Raw genomic sequence first — 19,545 nt, forward strand, 5'->3', positions numbered from 1 at the left:
GGGGAATTACGTGAAGCGCGTGTTGCTGGCGACGTCCGGAAGCCGCGGAGACGTCGAACCGCTGGTGGCGTTGGCGGTACGGCTGCGGGAGGCGGGGGCCGAGGTGCGGATGGCCGCGCCGCCGGACTCCTCCGAGCGGCTGGCCGAGGTCGGTGTCCCGCTGGTGCCGGTCGGGCAGTCGACCCGCACGGCGATCAAGGACGCGAAACCGCCGTCGCCCGAGGACGGGCCGCGGCTTTCGGCCGAGGCGATGGCCGTCCAGTTCGCCGAGGTCCCGGCCGCCGCCGAGGGCTGTGACGTCGTGGTGACGACCGGGATGCTGGCCACCGCGGTCGCCGTCCGGTCGGTGGCCGAGAAGTTGGGCATCCCTTACTACTACGGGTTCTACTGCCCGCGCTTCATCCCGTCGCCGCACTACGCGCCGCCGCCTCCGCTGGGCGAGCCGCCCGCGCCGGAGGGGGCCGACAACCGCGCGTTGTGGGAGCGCAACAGCCGCAGCGCCCTCAGGCGGTTCGGCGAGCCGCTCAACGCCCAGCGGGCCGCGATCGGCCTGCCGCCGGTCGAGGACGTCTTCGGCTACGGCTTCACCGATCACCCCTTGCTCGCGGCCGACGCGTCGCTGGCCCCGCTGCAGCCCACGGATCTCGACGTCGTCCAGACCGGCGCTTGGACACTGCCCGACGTGCGGCCGCTTTCCGCGGAGCTGGAGGAGTTCCTCGCCGCGGGTCCGCCGCCGGTTTATGTCGGTTTCGGCAGCATGCGCGCCCCCGAAGAGGCCGCCAAGGTCGCCGTCGAGGCGGTGCGCGCCCACGGACACCGCGTGATCCTTTCCCGTGGCTGGGCCGATCTGGCGCTGATCGACGACCGGAGCGACTGCTTCGCCGCGGGGGAGGGCAACCAGCAGCTGCTGTTCGGCCGGGTCGCCGCGGCCGTCCATCACGGTGGCGCCGGGACGACGACCACGGCCACCCGGGCGGGTGTTCCCCAGGTCGTGGTCCCGCAGATCGCGGACCAGCCGTACTTCGCCGGCCGGGTGGCCGAACTGGGCATCGGCGTAGCGCACGACGGCCCGACGCCGACCTTCGAGTCCCTGTCCGCCGCGCTCGAGACGGCGCTCGCCCCGGAGGTCCGTGAGCGGGCGGCGGCCGTGGCGGGCACGATCCGCACCGACGGGGCCGCCGTGGCCGCGAAATTCCTCCTCGACGCGGTCGACCGCGTTTCCGTCTGAACTCAGGGGATACGAAATGCGTGTGTTGTTGTCGACGACCGGACTCCGCGGCGACGTCGAGCCGGTGGTCGCGCTGGCGGTGCGGTTGCGGGAACTCGGCACCGAGGTGCGGGTGTGCGCGCCGCCGGACACCGTGGAGCGGCTGGCCGAGTTCGGTATCGAGGTCGTCCCGGTCGGGCAGTCGTTGCGCGCCATGATGCGGGGGATGGCGGAAGGCCCGGAACCGAGGCGTCCCGCCGACGAGCTCGCCGAGCAGTTCGACGCGGTCCCGGCGGCCGCCGAGGGCTGTGACGTGGTGCTGGCGACCGGCGTCCTCTCCGCCGCCATCGCCGTGCGGTCGGTGGCGGAAAGCCTGGGCATCCCGTACTTCTACGCCGCCTACTGCCCGATCTACCTGCCGTCGCCGTACTACCCGCCGCCGCTGTCGCGGGGCGACGGACGGCCGCCCGCGGAGGCGATGGACGACAACCGGGCGCTGTGGGACTTCTACACCGACGTCTTCTCCCAGCGCTACGCGGACGCGCTCAACGGCCGTCGCGCGGCGCTCGGCCTGGCACCGGTGGGGAACCTCGTCGAATACGGTTTCACCGAGCGGCCCTGGATGGCGGCGGATCCGGTCCTGGCCCCGCCTCGGCCGGAACTCGGCGCCGTCCAGACCGGCGCCTGGATCCTGCCGGACGAGCGGCCGCTTCCCGCGGACCTGGAAACGTTCCTCGCCGCCGGAGCGCCGCCGGTCTACGTCGGTTTCGGCAGTACGCCCGAGATCGCGGACACGGTGAAGCTGGCCGTCGAGGCGATCCGCGCGCAGGGGCACCGGGTGGTGCTCTCCCGCGGTTGGGCGGACATGGCGCTTCCCGACGACGGAGCCGACTGCTTCGCCGTCGGTGAGGTGAATCTGCAGGCGCTTTTCCGCCGTGTCGCCGCCGTCGTCCACCACGCCGGCGGGGGTACGACGACCGTGGCCGCGCGGGCGGGCGTCCCCCAGGTCGTGCTGCCGCAGATCACCGATCAGCCGTACTTCGCCGAGCAGGTGGCCGCGCTGGGCATCGGTGTGGCGTTCGAGGAGTTCGGCCCGGCCCCGACCTTCGACTCGCTGTCCGCCGCGCTCGCCACCGCGCTCTCCCCGGAGACCCGGGCCCGGGCGAAGGCCGTCGCGGCCACGCTCCGCGGCGACGGGACGACCGTGGCCGCGGAGCGCCTGCGCGCCGCCGTCGGCCACGTTTCCGTTTGACCATCAACCGACCAGGGTGAGGAACATGTCCGATCTGGCTGCAGCACCGCACGAGAACCGGCAGATGGCGCAGTGGTTCGGCGCCGACGCCGAACGGTACGACCGCGCCCGGCCCACCTATCCCGAGGCACTGGTCGACCGGATCGTCTCGTTGAGCCCCGGCAAGAACTTCGTGGACGTCGGCTGCGGGACCGGCCTCTCGTCGCGCCCGTTCCAGGCGGCGGGCTGCACGGTGCTCGGCGTCGAACCGGACGCGCGGATGGCGGAGGTCGCCCGCAGGCGTGGGCTCGACGTCGAGGTCGCCAAGTTCGAGGACTGGGACCCGGCGGGCCGCACCTTCGACGCGGTCACCTCGGGGACCGCGTGGCACTGGGTCGACCCGTTCGCGGGCGCGGCCAAGGTGGCGGACGTACTCGTTCCCCAGGGGCTGATCGCGTTGTTCGACAACGGGTTCGAACTCCCGGAAGCCGTCATGACCGCGCAGGGGGAGGCGTACCGGCACGCGATGCCGGACGTGAAGTTCGAGCCACCGTCCAAAAAGGACGAAGACGTCGAAGAGTACGTCGAGCAGATCTACGCCAAGCAGTACGTGAAGGCGGCCGAAGGCATCCTCCGGACCGGCGCGTTCACTCAGCCGGAGGAACTGCGCTTCGAGTGGTCGCGCGTCTGCACCCGGGACGAATGGCTCGACCAGATCCCGACCCAGGGCGGGCTCAACCACCTCGCGGAAGACGCGCGTGCCCGGTTCCTGGCGTACCTCGGCTCGGCGATCGACGAGATCGGCGGCTCGTTCACCATCAACTACGCCACGGTCGGCATCGCCGCGGTCCGGCGCTGAAGCATCCAGGGGATACGAAATGCGCGTGCTGTTTTGGTCGTACGGAACCCGCGGCGAGATCGAACCGCTGGTGGCACTGGCACTCCGGTTGCGCGAGCGGGGCGACGAGGTGCGGATGTGCGCCCCGCCGGACTACACCGCGCGGCTGGCCGAGGCCGGCGTGCCGCACGTCGTCGTCGGCAAGCCGGTGCTCGAAGAGGCGGGCGCGCTGGGCGGACCGCCCGAATCGCCCGAGGCCGCGATCGCGGGGATCGCCGAGCAGTTCGAGAAGATCCCGGCGGCCGCCGAGGGCTGTGACGCGGTGGTGGCGACCGGGCTGCTGTCGGGCGCGATCGGTGTCCGTTCGGTGGCCGAGAAACTGGGCATCCCGTACTTCTACGTCGTGCCTTCGCCGGTGCTCGTGCCGTCGCCCGAACACCGGGGGATGTACAACAACGGCGCCGACGGCATGTTCGGCGGCGCGCTGAACGAACTGCGCGCCACGATCGGCCTCCCGCCGGTGAAGAACCTGTACGACTTCAGCAGCACCGACAATCCCTTCCTGGCGGCGGATCCCGTCCTGGCCCCGGCCGGCGGCGGTGTCCGGACCGGTGCGTGGATCCATCCCGACGATCGGCCGCTTTCGGCGGAACTGGAAGCATTTCTCGCCGCGGGCGAGGCGCCGGTGTACGTCGGCTTCGGCTGCTCGCCCGCCCCCGCCGACATCGCCAAGGTGGCCGTCGAGGCGATCCGCGCGCAGGGCCGCCGGGTCGTGCTTTCCACCGGCTGGGCCGGTTTGACGCTGCCCGACGACGGCGCCGACTGCCTGGCCGTCGGTGAGGAGAACCTGCAGGCGCTGTTCGGCAGGGTCGCCGCGGCCGTCCATCACGGCGGCACCGGGACGACGCATGTGGCCGCGCTGGCCGGCGTTCCGCAGATCGTGGTCCCGCAGATCGCGGATCATCCGCAGTTCGCCGCCAAGGTGGCCGAATTGGGTATCGGCGTGGCGCACGACGGCCCGAACCCGACGGTCGATTCGTTGTCCGCCGCGCTCGTCACCGCGCTGGCGCCGGAAACCCGCGCCCGCGCGAAGGCCGTCGCCGGCACGATCCGCACCGACGGCACGACGGTGGCCGCACAGGCGCTGTCCAGGCTCGTCGGTTGAAGCGCGACAAGGCGGTGACCAAAATCAGCACCATGTCCCCACGCCGGCTGCTGGCGATTTCCCCGCATTTGGACGACGCGGTCCTTTCCCTCGGCGCGAGTCTCGCCCGAGCGGCGGGGGACGGCGCGGAGGTGCTCGTCAACACGGTCTTCGCCGGAACGGCGCCCCCTCCGTATTCCGCGGCGGCGGAACGCATGCACGCGGTCTGGGGTCTTTCCCCGGAGGACGACGCGCCCCTCCATCGCCGGACCGAGGACATCGCCGCGCTCGCCCGTCTCGGGCTGGCGTACCGGCACGGCCGGTTCCTCGACTCCATCTACCGGAGGCTGCCGGACGGCCGATGGCTCACGGATCACGTGGAGGGCGGGCAAAAGCTCGCGGTGGCCCAGGATTCACCGGGCGATGACGGTCTCGTCGCCGAGATCGAGGACGACATCGAGGCGATCGTCGCCGAATTCGAGCCGACGCTGATCGTCACGTGCGCGGCCGTCGTCGACCATCCCGACAACCTGGCCACCCGTGACGCCGCGTTGTCCGCCGCGCGTGCGATGAACGTTCCGATACGGCTGTGGGAAGACCTCCCGTATTCGATGTTCACTCCGGGAAAGATCGAATTGCCACCCGGTTTCCGCCTCGGTGATTCCGAATTCCTTCCCGCGACAGCGGAGAATTGGAAACGGAAGAACGAAGCCGTCGAGTGCTATTCTTCCCAGCTGACGATGCTCAACGGCCGGAACAAGAATCTCTTCGCGAGGCTGGACGAGCACGCGCGGAAGAACTCACCGCGGGGCGGATTCGGCGAAACCATCTGGCCCGTTCTCGTCGACGAAGACAACGGTTAAGCGAGGTACCGGAGTGTCCGCAACGCTCACTCATCTGCCGTCACCATCATCGGACGCCGCCCCCGAGGGCGGGCGCGGCCGCTGGGCGTTCTGGCGTTCGCCCGCCGATCAGCCGCCGTGGGCGCGTCCGGCACTGCTGGGCATCGCGTTCGTGGCGTTGGTCCTCTACGCCTGGAACCTGCCGAGGGTCGACTTCGCGCCGCTGTACTCGGACACGGCCAAGAGCATGTCCGAGAGCTGGAAGGCGTTCTTCTACGGAACCGTCGACCCGGGGGCCACGTACACGCTCGACAAACTCGCCGGATCGTTCGCGCCGCAGGCCATCTCGGCCAAGATCTTCGGTTATCACGAATGGTCGCTGGCGCTGCCGCAGGTGATCGAGGGCGTGATCTCGGTGCTGGTGATGTACCGGGTCGTGCGGCGCTGGGCGGGAGTGGTGCCCGGCCTGCTCGCCGCCGGCGTCTTCACCCTCACCCCGGTCCTCGCGTCGATGTTCGGGCACAGCATGCAGGACGGCCTGCTCACGATGTGCCTGGTCCTCGCCGTCGACGCCTACCAGCGCGCCGTGCTCGAGGCGCGGCTGAAGTGGCTGGTGCTGGCGGGTGTCTGGGTCGGGATCGGCTTCCAGGCGAAGATGGTGCAGGCGTGGATGATCCTGCCCGCGCTGGCCATCGGCTATCTGCTCACCGCCCCGGTCGAGCTGCGCCGCCGGGTGACGCATCTGGGGATCGCCGGTGTGGTGACGCTGGCGGTGTCGCTGTCGTGGATCGCGCTTTACACCTTCACCCCGGACAGCGCGCGGCCGCATGTCAGCGGCACCACGAACAACAGCGCGTTCGCCATGGTGTTCGGCTACAACGGTCTCGGCCGCATCGGCGTCCACCTGCCCGGCGCCGAAGACCCCAACGGCCGCGGCGGCCTGCCGTCGCTCGGCCCGGGCGGCCCCGGCGGCGGTCCAGGCGACTTCCCCGGTGGCCCTGGCGGTCCTGGTGGTCCTGGTGGCCCCGAGGGCGGTCCTGGTGACGGCCCCGGTGGCGGCCCCGGCGGGCCGGAAGGCGGCCCCGGGGATCCGCAAGGTCCCGGTGGTGGTCAGGGTCTCGACGAGAACGGGAACTTCGGGACCAAGCACCAAGACGAGCAGAACGGGAACGTCGGCCCGAAGGCCGACGGCGACCAGCCGCTCGGTCCGGGTGGTCCGCAGCCGGATCAGTCCAAAGTGGAAACACGAGCGGATCCGATGGGGGCGACCAAACTCCTCGACGGTCACCTCGGTGTCGCGATCGCCTGGCTGTTCCCGCTCGCCCTGCTGTCGCTGCTGTGCGGGCTCTGGTGGTGGCGCCGCGCCGAACGCACCGACCCGGTGCGCGGCGGACTGGTGATGTGGGGCGTCTGGCTGGTGACCTTCCTCTTCGTCTTCAGCGCGAGCGACGTCGCGCACACCGCGTACGTCGCCTCACTCGCTCCCGCGATCGCGGCCCTTTCCGGGCTCGGCATCGTGACCTTCTGGCGGGCGTACCGCAACGGCGGCAGGCAGGGCTGGATCCTGCCGGTCGCGATCGCCGCGGAACTGGCCTGGGGCGCCTGGCTGTGGTCCCATTACCCGAACTTCCTGCCGTGGGCGAAATGGGGCACGCTCGTGCTCGGTGTCGCCGCCCTCGTCGTGCTGATCCTGGCGCGAGTGCGGGAAAGCGCGTCGAAATCCCTGGTCACGGCGGCGCTCGTACTCGGGGTCGTGGCGATGATCGCCGCGCCCGCCACCTATGCCTTCTCCGTACTCCATCCCGATTACTCCGGCAGCTCTTTCGACGCCAATGCCGGACCGGCGTCCGGCTCCTTCTGAGGCGGGCCGGTGTCGTTCTCAACGTCTGCGGAAGTCTCCGCCGGCCGGAAAGGAAATCTGCAGATGCAGGAATCGCTCGACTCCACCGAGGTCCACCGTCGTTTCCAGCTGATCGCCAACGGCCCCGCGCTGTTCAACGCGGTGGTGTCCGGCATCGAGTTGGACATCTTCGACTTCCTGGAAGAGCGCGGCGGTGCCGACGCCGCGGCGCTCGGTGAGTTCACCGGCCTGGAGCCGCACAAGGTCCGCGTGCTGATGCTCGCGCTGACCACCTCGGGCCTGATCGAGAAGCGGGGCGTCGACTATGTGAACCACCCGGTCGCGACCGAACTGCTCGCCACGACCGGGCCGGAGAGCTGGCAGCACATCCTGCTCAGCTGGAAGACCATCTACTACCCGGCGTTCGCGCGGATGACCTCCGCGCTGCGCGCCGGCACCAACGAGGCCCTCGACGCCCTCGAAGGCCCGGGCGACACGCTGTACGCGCGGCTCGGCAACGACCCGGAGAAGGCGCGGATCTTCTACACGGCGATGTCGGCGTTCTCGCTGCAGACGATGCCGGGGCTGCTGGAGCACATCGACGTGAAGTCGTCGCGGCATCTGCTCGACGTCGGCGGCGGTGACGGCACGACGGCGGCGGCCCTGCTGAAGGCCAACCCCGGCCTCAAGGCCACCCTGCTCGACCTGGCCAGCAGCGTGGCGCTCGCCGAACAGCGGGTGCCCGCCGAGGTCACCGACCGGCTCACCCTGCACCCGGCCGACCTGCTGACGGACCCGTTCCCCGGCGGCACCGACCACGCCTTGTTCAGTCACGTCCTCGACACCTTCACGGCCGAGCAGTGCGTGATGTTGCTGGCCAAGGCGTACGAGGTGCTGCCGTCCGGCGGGAAGATCTCGATCTACGGCTTCGCGGCCGCGGACGACGAGACCGGCGGCCCGCTTTCGGCGCGGCTTTCGTTGTACCTCAACATTCTCGCCACCGGGCGGGGGATGGCCTGGCCGCAGGCCGAGGCTTCGGCGTGGCTCAAGTCGGTCGGCTGCGTCGACGTGCGCTCGGTCGAGCTGCCGTTCGAGCACGCGCTGGTGACCGGTACGAAGCCCTGACCGACAGCGGTTGGTGTCGCGAAAGCCACTTTCGGGACGTCTGACGTCCCGAAAGTGGCTTTCGCGACATGCCTCATTTCGCTGGAGGTACGTGAAGGCCCCCTTCATTGCGCTAGACGCAGTGAAGGGGGCCTTCACGTACTTCCGAGAGGCCGGTCGCGGGTGCGGGAAGGGTTGCGAAAGCCACTTTCGCAACCTTCAACGTTGTGAAAGTGGCTTTCGCGTCACCCACCCGCACCCGGCGCACGAAAAGGCCCCCATCCTCACCAACGGATGGGGGCCTTCACGCGTAGCCGAGCTCAGGCAAGCCGCGGCTTGATCAACGCCGCGAGCCGCGCGACGCCCTCTTCGATCAGTTCCGGCGTGAGCAGGCTGATCGACAGCCGGAGCTGGTGGAATCCGCCCTTGCCGCCGTAGAAGTGGTGCATCGGGGTGAACAGCACGCCGTGTTCGCGGGCGGCGGTTTCGAGCAGTTCGTCGTCGACGACGAACGGAACCGTGACGGTGACGAAGAAACCACCCGTCGGCGTGTTCCAGCTGACGCCCTCGCACGAGCCGAGCCCGCGCTCCAGCGCATCGAGCGTCAGCCGCAGGTTCCGTTGGTAGATAGCGATTTCCCGCGCGTTGGCCTTGGTGAGGCTGAAGTCGTTGAGCAGGAGTTTCCCGGCGATCACGGCTTGGGCGATGGGCGAGGTGTTCACCGTGAGCATGCCCTTGAGCTTCGAAAGCTGGTCGGCGAACAGGCCGCCGTCGGTCATCCGCTGGTCGGCCACCGCGAAACCGACCCGGGCGCCGGGCATCCCGGTCTTGGCGAAGGAACCGAGGTAGACCACGGATCCCGACCGGTCGAGGGATTTCAGCGAGGGCAGCCGCTCGGAGCCGAAGAGGCCGTACGCGTTGTCCTCCAGGAGCAGGATTCCGTGGGACTCGGCGACATCGAGGAGCCGGTGGCGCGATGCCACGTCCATGCTGGTGCCGGTGGGATTGGCGAAGTTGGGGGTCACGTAGCAGGCGCGCACCCGCTTGCCCTGCTCGTCGGCGCGCTTCAACTGGAGCACGAGGTCGTCCGGATCGATGCCGTTCTCGTTCGACCGCACCGGCCACACGGGAGTGTCGGTGAGCAGCGCCGCTCCGGTCAGGCCGACGTAGGTGGGGGCGGGGGCGAGCAGCACGTCGCGCTCGCCCGCCCGCAGCGTGCGCAGGACCAGGAACATCGCCTCCTGCGCGCCCACCGTGACGACGACGGATTCCGGGGCGGCGTCGATGTTCTCGTCTTCGGCGAGGTTCCTGGCGATGAGATCGGCGATGACGCCCTTGGTGGTGCCGTATTGGAAGAGCGTGCGCGTCACCACGGCCTCGTCCATTTTCCGGTCGCGCCGGAGATGGTCGCAATAGGCGTCGAGGTAGGTGTGAATGAGTCGTATGTCGAAGAACTCTTCATACGGCCGGCCTGCCGCCATGGAAATGGCCACAGGGTATTCGTCGATCAGTTCGTTCAGCAGGTTCATCGACGAGATGGCCGGATCGGTGAGCGATCCGTGCAGCGTTTCCACGTTCAAGTGAGTGGACAGACCGTTTGAATCCATGAATACTAGGATTTCCACCGGCCGCCGGAGTGTCAAGAAGAGGCGGTGGACGCCCCATTTCCCGGGAATTGTCCATCACCGGTGCTCTCGGACACCGGATCTCCGAAGGTACGGTCGGCTTCGCGCCACGTCTCGGCGCAGCAGCCCTTTTCCCTCAAGGAGCATCATGCTGATGACAACCGAGAACGGGATCCGGTTGTCCTACAACGATTGTGGCGACGGTCCGCCGGTCCTTCTGCTGACCGGCACCGGTGCGCCGAGTTCGGTGTGGGACCTGCATCAGGTGCCCGCGCTCCGCGCCGCCGGTTTCCGGGTGATCACGATGGACAATCGCGGGATCCCGCCGAGCGACGACGGCGCGGACGGATTCACCATCGAAGACCTCGTCGCGGACGTGGCCGCACTGATCGACTATCTGGACGCGGTGCCGTGCCGGATCGTCGGTACGTCGATGGGTTCCTATATCGCGCAAGAGGTCGCGCTCGCCCATCCGGAACTGCTGGAATCGGTCGTGCTGATGGCCGCCTGCGGCAAGAGCAGTCTCGTCCAGCGCGAGCTCGCCGAGGGTGAGGCGAAGCTGATCGAGCAGGGCATCGAGCTGCCGCCGGGTTTCCTCGCCGCGGTCCGCGCCATGCACAACCTGGGGCCCGCGACGCTCGCCGACGACGATCTCACCGGAGACTGGCTCGATCTGTTCGCGGCGGCGGGCTCCTGGGGGCCGGGTGTCCGGTCGCAGTTGCTGCTGAGCGCGTTGCCGGATCGCCTCGCTTTCTACCAGGAGATCAAGGTGCCCTGTCACGTCGTCTCCTTCGAGCACGACCTCGTGGCGCCACCGGCGGCCGGGCTGGAGCTGGCTTCCGCGATCCCCGGCGCGACCTACCGCACGATTCCCGAGTGCGGGCATTTCGGCTACCTGGAGAACCCGGAAGCGGTGAACCGCGAGCTGATCCGGTTCCTCCGCACCGAATCGCGCGAGACACTGGGAGAGACCGTATGACCGTCCTTTCGGCGGCCACGACCCCCGCCCTGTTCGAGGCGACCGCAGCGGTGCTGCCGGATCGGCCCGCGGTGGCGATGGACAGCACCACCCTCACCTACGCCGAGCTGAACGGCGAGGCCAACCGGCTCGCCCGGCGGCTCGTCGCGCACGGCGTCGGCCCGGAGCGGCTCGTCGCGCTGGCGATGCCGAGGTCGATCGAGTTCGTCATCGCGATTCTGGCCGTGCACAAGGCGGGCGCGGCATACGTGCCGGTCGATCCGGACTATCCGGAGGAACGCAAGCGGCAGATGCTGGACGACGCGGCGGCACACTGCCTCCTGTGCCTGCCGGGGCAGGACGTGACCGGCGCTCCCGTCATCCTGAGCGTGGCGCGGGAGCCTGGCCGGGAAGAGCCGAACCTGGGCGACGAGGACCGGATCGGCCCGTTGCGTCCCGACCACCCCGCGTACGTCATCTACACCTCGGGTTCGACGGGCCGTCCGAAGGGCGTGCTGGTCACGCACCGCGGGATCCCGAACCTGGCCGACGACTACGTGCGCCGTCAGGAACTGGGGCCCGGCAGCAGGTTGCTGGCCTTCGCCTCACCCAGCTTCGACGCCGCGGTCGCCGAATTCTGGCCGATCTGGCAGGCGGGCGGCTGTCTCGTCCTGGCTTCCGCGCCGGATCTGGTGCCCGGTGAGCCGCTCTCCCGGCTGGTGCGCGACCAGCGGATCACCCACGTCACGTTGCCGCCGTCGGCGCTGGCGCCGCTGGAGGAGGCGGGCGGCCTGCCCGCCGGGCTGACCCTCCTGGTCGCCGGCGAGGCGTGCCCGGCCCCGGTCGCGAAACGCTGGGCCGTGGACCGCGTGATGATCAACGCCTACGGTCCGACCGAGACCACGGTGGCGGTCACCGCGAGCGAGCCGCTGACCGGGGAGGAGACGCCGCCGATCGGCAGGCCGATCACCGGTGTCCGTACCTATGTCCTGGACGACCGGCTGCGTCCCGTCGAGGACGGCGACGTCGGCGAGCTGTACGCGGTCGGCCCCGGTCTCGCCCGCGGCTACCTCCGAAGAGCGGCCGCGACCGCGGAACGGTTCCTGCCGGATCCCTTCGGCGGCCCGGGCGGGCGCATGTACCGCACCGGAGACCGGGTGCGGACGCGTCCGGACGGTCAGTACGTCTTCGTCGGCCGGGTCGACGACCAGCTGAAGGTGCGCGGCCACCGGATCGAACCGGGCGAGGTCGAAGCCGCCCTGCTGGCGGTGGACGGCGTGGCCCAGGCGGTGGTGACCGAGCACGAGAACAGGCTCGTCGCCTATGTGGTCGGTGCCGGAGGCGAACGCGTGCCCACCGAAAAACTCCTGACACCGCTTCGAGAACAGCTGCCTGGATATCTGGTGCCCGACGTGGTCGTCGGTCTGCCCAGCCTGCCGGTCTCGCCCAACGGCAAGATCGACCGGGTCGCCCTGCCCACTCCCGAAGAGGAGCACGCCGGACGCGCGGCCGGACGGGCGCCGCTCACCCCCACGGAGATCATCCTGGCCGAGCTGTTCGCCGAAGTGCTCGGCGTCAGCACCGTCGGGGTGGAGGACAGCTTCTTCGAGATCGGCGGCCATTCGCTGCTCGCGACCCGGCTCGTGAGCCGCGTCCGCGAACGCTTGAAGATCCGGCTGAGGGTGCAGGCGTTCTTCGACGCCCCGACAGTCGCTCAGCTCGCCAAGGTGCTCGACGGCGCACACACCTGACCTGGAGACCATTCATGCAGACGACGACAGCCGTCGACCTCGGCGATCCCGACCTGTACACGACCTTGGCCCGGCACGAGCGGTGGCGCGAGTACGCGGCGGAAGACGCGATGGTGTGGAGCGGGCCGGGCAGCTCGCCCAGTGGTTTCTGGTCCGTGTTCTCGCATCAGGCGTGTGCGGCGGTGCTCGCGCCGTCGGCGCCGTTCACCTCCGAGTACGGGATGATGATCGGCTTCGACCGCGATCATCCCGACAACTCGGGTGGGCAGATGATGGTGGTCTCCGAACAGGACCAGCACCGGAAACTGCGCAAACTGGTGGGGCCGCTGCTTTCGCGGGCGGCGGCGCGGAAACTGTCGGAACGGGTGCGGACCGAGGTGACCGGCGTCCTCGACCGGGTGCTCGACGCCGAGGTGTGCGACGTGGCCGCGGCGATCGGCCCGCGGATCCCCGCCGCCGTCGTCTGCGAAATCCTCGGTGTGCCCGCCGAAGACCAGGACATGCTCATCGACCTGACGAACCACGCGTTCGGCGGCGAGGACGAACTGTTCGACGGGATGACCCCGCGTCAGGCGCACACCGAAATCCTCGTCTACTTCGACGAGCTGATCACCGCTCGCCGGGCGAGTCCCGGTGAGGATCTCGTCAGCACCCTGCTTTCCGACGACGAGCTCTCGATCGACGACGTCCTGCTCAACTGCGACAACGTGCTGATCGGCGGCAACGAGACCACGCGGCACGCGATCACCGGCGCGGTGCACGCTTTCGCCACCGTGCCGGGACTTCTGGCCCAGGTGCGGGACGGGGACGCCGACGTCGACACCGTCGCGGACGAGGTCTTGCGCTGGACTTCGCCCGCGATGCACGTGTTGCGGGTGACGACCGGCGACGTCACGATCAACGGCCGCGACCTCGAAGCCGGCACGCCGGTGGTCGCGTGGCTTCCCGCGGCGAACCGGGATCCCGCCGTGTTCGACGATCCGGACACGTTCCGGCCGGGGCGGAAACCCAACCGGCACATCGCTTTCGGGCACGGCATGCATCACTGCCTCGGGTCCGCGCTCGCGCGGATCGAGCTGGCGGTGGTGCTGCGGGAGGTGGCCGAACGAGTGTCGCGGGTGGAGCTGGTGAAGGACCCGTCCTGGTTGCGGGCGGTCGTCGTGCAGGGATACCGGGAACTCCCGGTGCGGTTCACCGGTCGCTGACCCGACGTCCGTCCGATGTGGACGGAAGTGTCAAGCGGACACCATTGATGCGGAAATGGCTTCGCGCCATCCTGTGATCGAGGATTACATCTATTCCACGGAGGAATGTCTTGTCTTCTCACGAAAACACGCAGAATTTCGAGATCGACTATGTGGAAATGTATGTGGCCAACCTCGAGGTGGCCGCGTCCGGCTGGCTGGACAAGTACGACTTCTCCGTCACGGCCACCGACCGGTCGGCCGACCACCGGAGCGTGACGCTGCGGCACAGCTCGATCGCGCTGGTGCTGACCGAGCCGCTGTCGGACCGCCACCCCGGGGCCACCTACCTGCAGACCCACGGTGACGGGGTGGCCGACATCGCACTGCGCACCCCCGACGTGGCCGCCGCCTTCGAGGCCGCGGTGAAGGCGGGCGCGCAACCCCTCCGCGAGCCGGAGAAGGGCGCGGACTCGGTCCTCACGGCCACCGTCAGCGGTTTCGGCGATGTCGTGCACACCCTGATCCAGAGCGACGGCGCCGAGGAGGCCCCGCGCGGCAAGGGCGGCGTGGAGCTGGGCGTGATCGACCACTTCGCGGTCTGCCTGAACGCCGGTGACCTCGGCCCCACGGTGGCGTTCTACGAGCGCGCGCTCGGGTTCAAGCAGATCTTCGAAGAGCACATCGTGGTCGGCGCGCAGGCGATGAACTCGACCGTCGTGCAGAGCACGTCGGGCGCGGTCACGCTCACCCTGATCGAGCCGGACAAGACCGCCGACCCCGGCCAGATCGACGACTTCATCAAGGAGCACCACGGATCCGGTGTCCAGCACATCGCCTTCACCAGCCCGGACGCGGTCCGCGCGGTCAAGGAGCTTTCCGCGCGCGGCGTGGAATTCCTGAAGACCCCGGACGCCTACTACGACCTGCTCGGCGAGCGGATCGAGCTGGAGACGCACTCGCTGGACGACCTGCGCGAGACGAAGCTGCTCGCCGACGAGGACCACGGCGGCCAGCTGTTCCAGATCTTCACCGCCTCCACGCACCCGCGTAAGACGATCTTCTTCGAGATCATCGAGCGGCAGGGCGCCGGAACCTTCGGCAGCTCCAACATCAAGGCCCTGTACGAAGCCGTGGAGCTGGAGCGCACCGGGCAGAGCAAGCTCGGCCCCGCCCGGCGATGACCCACCTCTGCCTGGACGACCTCGAACGTGCCGCACGGACCGCGCTGCCCGGCGAGATCTGGGACTTCCTCGCCGGGGGCAGCGGCGCCGAGGCGTCGCTGGCGGCCAATCGCACCGCGCTGGAGCGGATCTTCGTGATCCCCCGGATGCTGCGCGACCTGACCGGTGGCACCATCGAGGCCGAGGTGCTCGGCCGGCGCGCTTCGCTCCCTGTGGCGGTCGCGCCGGTCGCGTACCAGCGGTTGTTCCATCCCGAAGGCGAGCTCGCGGCGGCTCGGGCGGCGCGTGACGCCGGGGTGCCGTACACCATCTGCACCCTGAGCAGTGTCGGCCTGGAGGAGATCGCGGCCGTCGGCGGACGGACGTGGTTCCAGCTTTACTGGCTGCGCGACGAAAAACGGTCACTGGAGCTCGTGCGCCGGGCGGAGGACGCCGGCTGCGAGGCGATCGTGTTCACCGTCGACGTGCCGTGGATGGGACGGCGGTTGCGGGACATGCGGAACGGTTTCGCGTTGCCGGAATCGGTGACGGCGGCCAACTTCGACGCCGGTGCGGCCGCGCATCGCCGTACCGAAGGGCTTTCCGCCGTCGCCGATCACACCGCGCGCGAATTCGCCCCGGCCACTTGGGAATCCGTCGAGGCGGTCCGTGCGCATACGAACCTTCCGGTGGTGCTCAAGGGGATCCTCGCGGTCGAGGACGCGGTGCGCGCCGTCGACGCGGGGGCCACCGGGATCGTGGTGTCCAACCACGGAGGCCGTCAGTTGGACGGTGCCGTTCCGGGGATCGCGATGCTGGAGGAGATCGCGGACGCCGTCTCCGGCGGCTGCGAGGTGTTGCTGGACGGCGGGATCCGGACCGGCGGTGACGTGCTCAAGGCGCTCGCCCTCGGCGCGTCGGGGGTACTGATCGGGCGGCCCTTCATGTGGGGGCTGGCCGTGGACGGCCAGGCGGGCGCCCGTCAGGTCCTCGACCTGCTCGCCGTCGAACTCCGGAACGCACTGGGCCTGGCGGGCTGCGACTCGGTGAGCGCGGCCCGGCGGTTGAGCACTCGGTACAGCGGGTCGTGAGTGGCGATTCGGGTTAGAACCCGAATCGCCACTCACGACCCACCCGACCCACGCGAAAGGTGAGGTCCCAGATGCTGGCCCCTTTTCCACCCGCGACGGTGCGTCCTCGTGCCGATCGCGATCACGCCGACCGCATCGCCCGGTCGGCGGCGACGACCGACGGCGTGCACATGCGGACCGAGGACGTCCGCGCCTGGATCACCGAACGCCGTGAGGCCAACGTCTTCCACGTCGAACGCATCCCCTTCGCCGATCTCGACCAGTGGTGGTTCGAGGACGTGACCGGGAATCTCGTGCACAGCAGCGGACGGTTCTTCGCCATCGAGGGCCTGCACGTGGTCGAGGCCGACGGCCCCCACGGCGACGGGCCGTACCGCGAATGGCGGCAGCCGGTCATCAAACAGCCCGAGGTGGGCATCCTCGGCATCCTGGCCAAGGAGTTCGACGGTGTCCTGCATTTCCTCATGCAGGCCAAGATGGAGCCGGGGAACCCGAACCTCGTGCAGCTCTCGCCGACCGTGCAGGCCACCCGCAGCAACTACACCAAGGCGCACGGCGGCACGAACGTCAAACTGATCGAGTACTTCGCCCCGCCCGATCCGGAGGGGATCATCGTCGACGTCCTCCAGGCCGAACAAGGCTCTTGGTTCTTCCGCAAGTCCAATCGCAACATGATCGTCGAGACCGTCGACGACGTGCCGATGTGGGACGACTTCTGCTGGCTCACCCTCGGCCAGATCGCGGAGCTGATGCACGAGGACGAGACGATCAACATGAACGCCAGGAGCGTGTTGTCGTGTCTTCCTTACCACGACACGGCTTCCGGCGCGCTGCTTTCCGACGTCCAGCTCCTGTCCTGGTTCACGAACGAGCGTTCGCGCCATGACGTCCGTGCGCGGCGCATCCCGCTCACGGACGTCGACGGCTGGAAACAGGGCGTCGAAGCGATCGAGCACGAGGACGGCCGGTACTTCAAGGTCCTCGCGGTCGCGGTCAAGGGCAGCAACCGAGAGAAGATCAGCTGGACCCAGCCGCTGCTGGAATCCGTCGGCACCGGGGTCGTCGCGTTCCTCGTACGCGAGATCGACGGCGTGCCGCACGTCCTGGTGCACGCCCGCGCCGACGGCGGTTTCCTGGACACCGTCGAGCTCGCCCCGACCGTCCAGTGCACGCCCCACAACTACGCGCACCTGCCGCCGGAGAGCCGCCCGCCCTTCCTCGACTTCGTCCTCGACGCGCCGCGCTCGCGGATCCGGTACGAGGCGGTACATTCCGAGGAGGGTGGTCGTTTCCTCAACGTCAGGGCCCGCTATCTCGCGATCGAGGCGGACGACACGATCGTGGCCCCGCCCGGTTACGCCTGGGTCACGCCCGCCCAGCTCACCGCGCTCACCCGGCACGGGCATTACGTCAACGTCGAAGCCCGCACCCTGCTCGCCTGTATCAACGCCGCGGCGGCGCAGCCGCGAGGAAAGGCATGACATGAAGCTGATCACCGTCCTCGGGGCGTCGGGTTTCGTCGGCTCGGCCGTCACCCGCGCGCTGGCGCGGCAACCGATCCGGTTGCGAGCGGTGGCGCGCAGACCGGTCACGCCGCCGCCCGGCCCGGCCGAAACGACCGTCGTCACCGCCGATCTCACCGACCGCGCCGCTTTGGCCGAAGCGGTCGCGGGCTCGGATGCGATCGTGTACCTGCTGCTGGCGGACGGCGGCTGGCGGGTTGCCGAGACCGAGGAAGCCGAACGCGTGAACCTGGGCGTGATGCGCGATCTCGTCGAGGTCGTGAGCGGAAAACCTCCGCTGGTGATCTACGGCGGGGCCGCGTCGCAGGTCGGTGTGCCGCCCAGGGAACCGATCGACGGCAGCGAGCCCGACGAGCCGGGAACCCCGTACGACAAGCAGAAACTGGCGGCGGAACAGGTCCTCAAGAAGGCCACGGCCGACGGCCTCGTGCGCGGGATCAGCCTGCGGCTGCCCACGGTGTTCGGCGAGAACCCGGCCGAGGGCGCGAACCTCGACCGCGGTGTCGTGTCCGCGATGGCGCGGCGGGCGCTCGACGGCCAGGACCTCACCATCTGGGGCGACGGCACCGTGCGCCGCGACCTCGTCCACGTCGAGGACATCGCGGCGGCGTTCACCGCCGCGCTGGCCGCCCCGGACGCGTTGGTCGGCGGCCACTGGCTGCTCGGCGCCGGCCGCGGAGACCAGCTGGCCGACGTCTTCCGGCTCGTGGCCAAGGAAATGGCCGACCACACCGGACGCGAGCCGGTGGACGTGACCTGTGTGGAACCCCCGTCGCACGCGCCGGCGACGGATCTGCGCAGCGTCACCATCGATTCCACGCCGTTCCGGGCGATCACCGGCTGGCGTCCGGAGATCTCACTGCCCGAAGGAGTGCGCCGCACCGTCGCCGCGCTGACCACCCCTGTTCACGGAAAGGCTCGCACATGACCACGCGCGTATGGGACTACCTCGCCGAATACGAGACCGAACGCGAAGATCTGCTCGACGCGGTCGAGACGGTCTTCAACTCGGGGCAGCTCGTGCTCGGCGCGAGCCTGCGCGGCTTCGAGACGGAATTCGCCGCGTACCACGGCATCGGGCACTGCGTCGGGCTCGACAACGGCACGAACGCGATCAAACTCGCCCTCCAGGCGCTGGGTGTCGGGCCGGGTGACGAGGTGATCACGGTGTCGAACACCGCCGCCCCGACCGTGGTCGCGATCGACGGCACCGGCGCCACTCCCGTCTTCGTCGACGTCCGTGAGGACGACTTCCTGATGGACACCCGCCAGGTCGAAGCCGCGATCACCGAGCGCACCAAATGCCTGCTTCCCGTCCACCTGTACGGCCAGTGTGTGGACATGGCACCGCTGAAGGAACTCGCCGCGAAGCACGGACTGTCCCTTTTGGAGGATTGCGCCCAGGCGCACGGCGCCCGGCAGAACGGCACGATCGCGGGCACGACCGGCGACGCGGCCGCGTTCTCCTTCTATCCCACCAAGGTGCTCGGCGCGTACGGCGACGGCGGCGCGGCGATCACGTCGGACGAGAACGTGGCCGCGAAGCTGCGCCGGTTGCGTTACTACGGCATGGAAGAGCGCTACTACACGGTCGAGACGCCTGCCCACAACAGCCGGTTGGACGAGGTTCAGGCCGAGATCCTGCGGCGCAAGCTCAAACGGCTCGACGCCTACACCGCCGGCCGCCGCGCCGTCGCCCAGCGCTACGTCGAGGCCCTCGGTGACACCGAACTGAAGCTGCCGAAGACCGTCCAGGGCAACGAGCACGTGTACTACGTGTACGTGGTGCGGCACCCGCGTCGTGACGAGATCCTCGAACGCCTCAAGGCCTACGACATCCACTTGAACATCAGCTACCCGTGGCCGGTGCACACCATGACCGGATTCGCCCACCTCGGTTACGAGAAGGGGTCGCTGCCGGTCACCGAGAAGCTGGCGGGCGAGATCTTCTCGCTGCCGATGTACCCCGCGCTCTCACCCGACCTGCAGGACAAGGTCGTCCACGCCGTCCGCGAAGTCCTTTCCACCCTCTGACCGAGCACAG

Annotated in this window: 16 protein-coding genes; 15 read left to right on the top strand and 1 reads right to left on the bottom strand. The window is 69.3% G+C overall.

What is annotated here, in order from left to right:
- The first annotated feature begins 10 nt into the window (after positions 1-10).
- The 7 genes from AB8M46_RS36185 (at position 11) to AB8M46_RS36215 (ending at position 8,227) form a co-directional block, all read left to right on the top strand.
- The gene (locus AB8M46_RS36185; RefSeq protein ID WP_394363091.1) at positions 11-1,228 is read left to right on the top strand and encodes a glycosyltransferase; all 1,218 of its coding nucleotides are present in this window, start codon (positions 11-13) and stop codon (positions 1,226-1,228) included.
- A gap of 16 nt (positions 1,229-1,244) precedes the next feature.
- Entirely contained in the window at positions 1,245-2,459 is a 1,215-nt protein-coding gene (locus AB8M46_RS36190; RefSeq protein WP_394363092.1) for a glycosyltransferase, read from the top strand.
- Between the two features lie 25 nt (positions 2,460-2,484).
- Positions 2,485-3,297: a class I SAM-dependent methyltransferase gene (locus AB8M46_RS36195; RefSeq protein WP_360082561.1), complete on the top strand. Its 813-nt coding sequence runs from the start codon at positions 2,485-2,487 to the stop codon at positions 3,295-3,297.
- 19 nt (positions 3,298-3,316) lie between these two features.
- Entirely contained in the window at positions 3,317-4,441 is a 1,125-nt protein-coding gene (locus AB8M46_RS36200) for a glycosyltransferase (RefSeq protein WP_394363093.1), read from the top strand.
- A gap of 32 nt (positions 4,442-4,473) precedes the next feature.
- The gene (locus tag AB8M46_RS36205) at positions 4,474-5,283 is read left to right on the top strand and encodes a PIG-L deacetylase family protein (protein ID WP_394363094.1); all 810 of its coding nucleotides are present in this window, start codon (positions 4,474-4,476) and stop codon (positions 5,281-5,283) included.
- 13 nt (positions 5,284-5,296) lie between these two features.
- Positions 5,297-7,123 (top strand): ArnT family glycosyltransferase, encoded by a 1,827-nt coding sequence (locus AB8M46_RS36210; RefSeq protein WP_394363095.1) that lies wholly within the window; start codon positions 5,297-5,299, stop codon positions 7,121-7,123.
- Positions 7,124-7,186: 63 nt separating this feature from the next.
- Positions 7,187-8,227 (top strand): methyltransferase, encoded by a 1,041-nt coding sequence (locus AB8M46_RS36215; protein ID WP_037346414.1) that lies wholly within the window; start codon positions 7,187-7,189, stop codon positions 8,225-8,227.
- Between the two features lie 299 nt (positions 8,228-8,526).
- Here AB8M46_RS36215 and AB8M46_RS36220 read toward each other — a convergent pair whose 3' ends face one another.
- A complete protein-coding gene (locus AB8M46_RS36220) occupies positions 8,527-9,813 on the bottom strand; it encodes a PLP-dependent aminotransferase family protein (RefSeq protein WP_394363096.1) in 1,287 nt (428 codons plus the stop codon).
- A 166-nt stretch (positions 9,814-9,979) separates the two neighbouring features.
- Between AB8M46_RS36220 and AB8M46_RS36225 the strand changes: the two genes are divergently transcribed.
- The 8 genes from AB8M46_RS36225 (at position 9,980) to AB8M46_RS36260 (ending at position 19,535) form a co-directional block, all read left to right on the top strand.
- Positions 9,980-10,810, top strand: coding sequence for an alpha/beta fold hydrolase (locus AB8M46_RS36225; protein ID WP_037346418.1), 831 nt, complete (start codon positions 9,980-9,982; stop codon positions 10,808-10,810).
- Positions 10,807-12,540, top strand: coding sequence for an amino acid adenylation domain-containing protein (locus tag AB8M46_RS36230; RefSeq protein WP_037346419.1), 1,734 nt, complete (start codon positions 10,807-10,809; stop codon positions 12,538-12,540). The genes AB8M46_RS36225 and AB8M46_RS36230 overlap by 4 nt, the downstream gene beginning before the upstream one ends.
- 14 nt (positions 12,541-12,554) lie before the next feature.
- Positions 12,555-13,745 (top strand): cytochrome P450, encoded by a 1,191-nt coding sequence (locus AB8M46_RS36235; protein ID WP_394363097.1) that lies wholly within the window; start codon positions 12,555-12,557, stop codon positions 13,743-13,745.
- 110 nt (positions 13,746-13,855) lie between these two features.
- Complete coding sequence (gene hppD / locus AB8M46_RS36240) at positions 13,856-14,908, top strand: 4-hydroxyphenylpyruvate dioxygenase (protein ID WP_378429291.1); 1,053 nt, start codon at positions 13,856-13,858, stop codon at positions 14,906-14,908.
- The gene (locus tag AB8M46_RS36245) at positions 14,905-15,978 is read left to right on the top strand and encodes an alpha-hydroxy acid oxidase (RefSeq protein WP_394363098.1); all 1,074 of its coding nucleotides are present in this window, start codon (positions 14,905-14,907) and stop codon (positions 15,976-15,978) included. Before hppD ends, AB8M46_RS36245 begins: the two co-directional genes overlap by 4 nt.
- 71 nt (positions 15,979-16,049) lie before the next feature.
- On the top strand, positions 16,050-17,459 hold the full coding sequence (locus tag AB8M46_RS36250; protein WP_394363099.1) for an NDP-hexose 2,3-dehydratase family protein: 1,410 nt from the start codon (positions 16,050-16,052) through the stop codon (positions 17,457-17,459).
- A 1-nt stretch (position 17,460) separates the two neighbouring features.
- Entirely contained in the window at positions 17,461-18,429 is a 969-nt protein-coding gene (locus tag AB8M46_RS36255) for an NAD-dependent epimerase/dehydratase family protein (protein ID WP_394363100.1), read from the top strand.
- Positions 18,426-19,535 (top strand): DegT/DnrJ/EryC1/StrS aminotransferase family protein, encoded by a 1,110-nt coding sequence (locus tag AB8M46_RS36260; protein ID WP_037346435.1) that lies wholly within the window; start codon positions 18,426-18,428, stop codon positions 19,533-19,535. Before AB8M46_RS36255 ends, AB8M46_RS36260 begins: the two co-directional genes overlap by 4 nt.
- The last annotated feature ends 10 nt before the right edge of the window (positions 19,536-19,545 follow it).

Origin of the sequence: Amycolatopsis sp. SB7-3 (genome assembly GCF_041021335.1) — a bacterium.
In the GTDB taxonomy this organism is placed as follows: domain Bacteria; phylum Actinomycetota; class Actinomycetes; order Mycobacteriales; family Pseudonocardiaceae; genus Amycolatopsis; species Amycolatopsis japonica.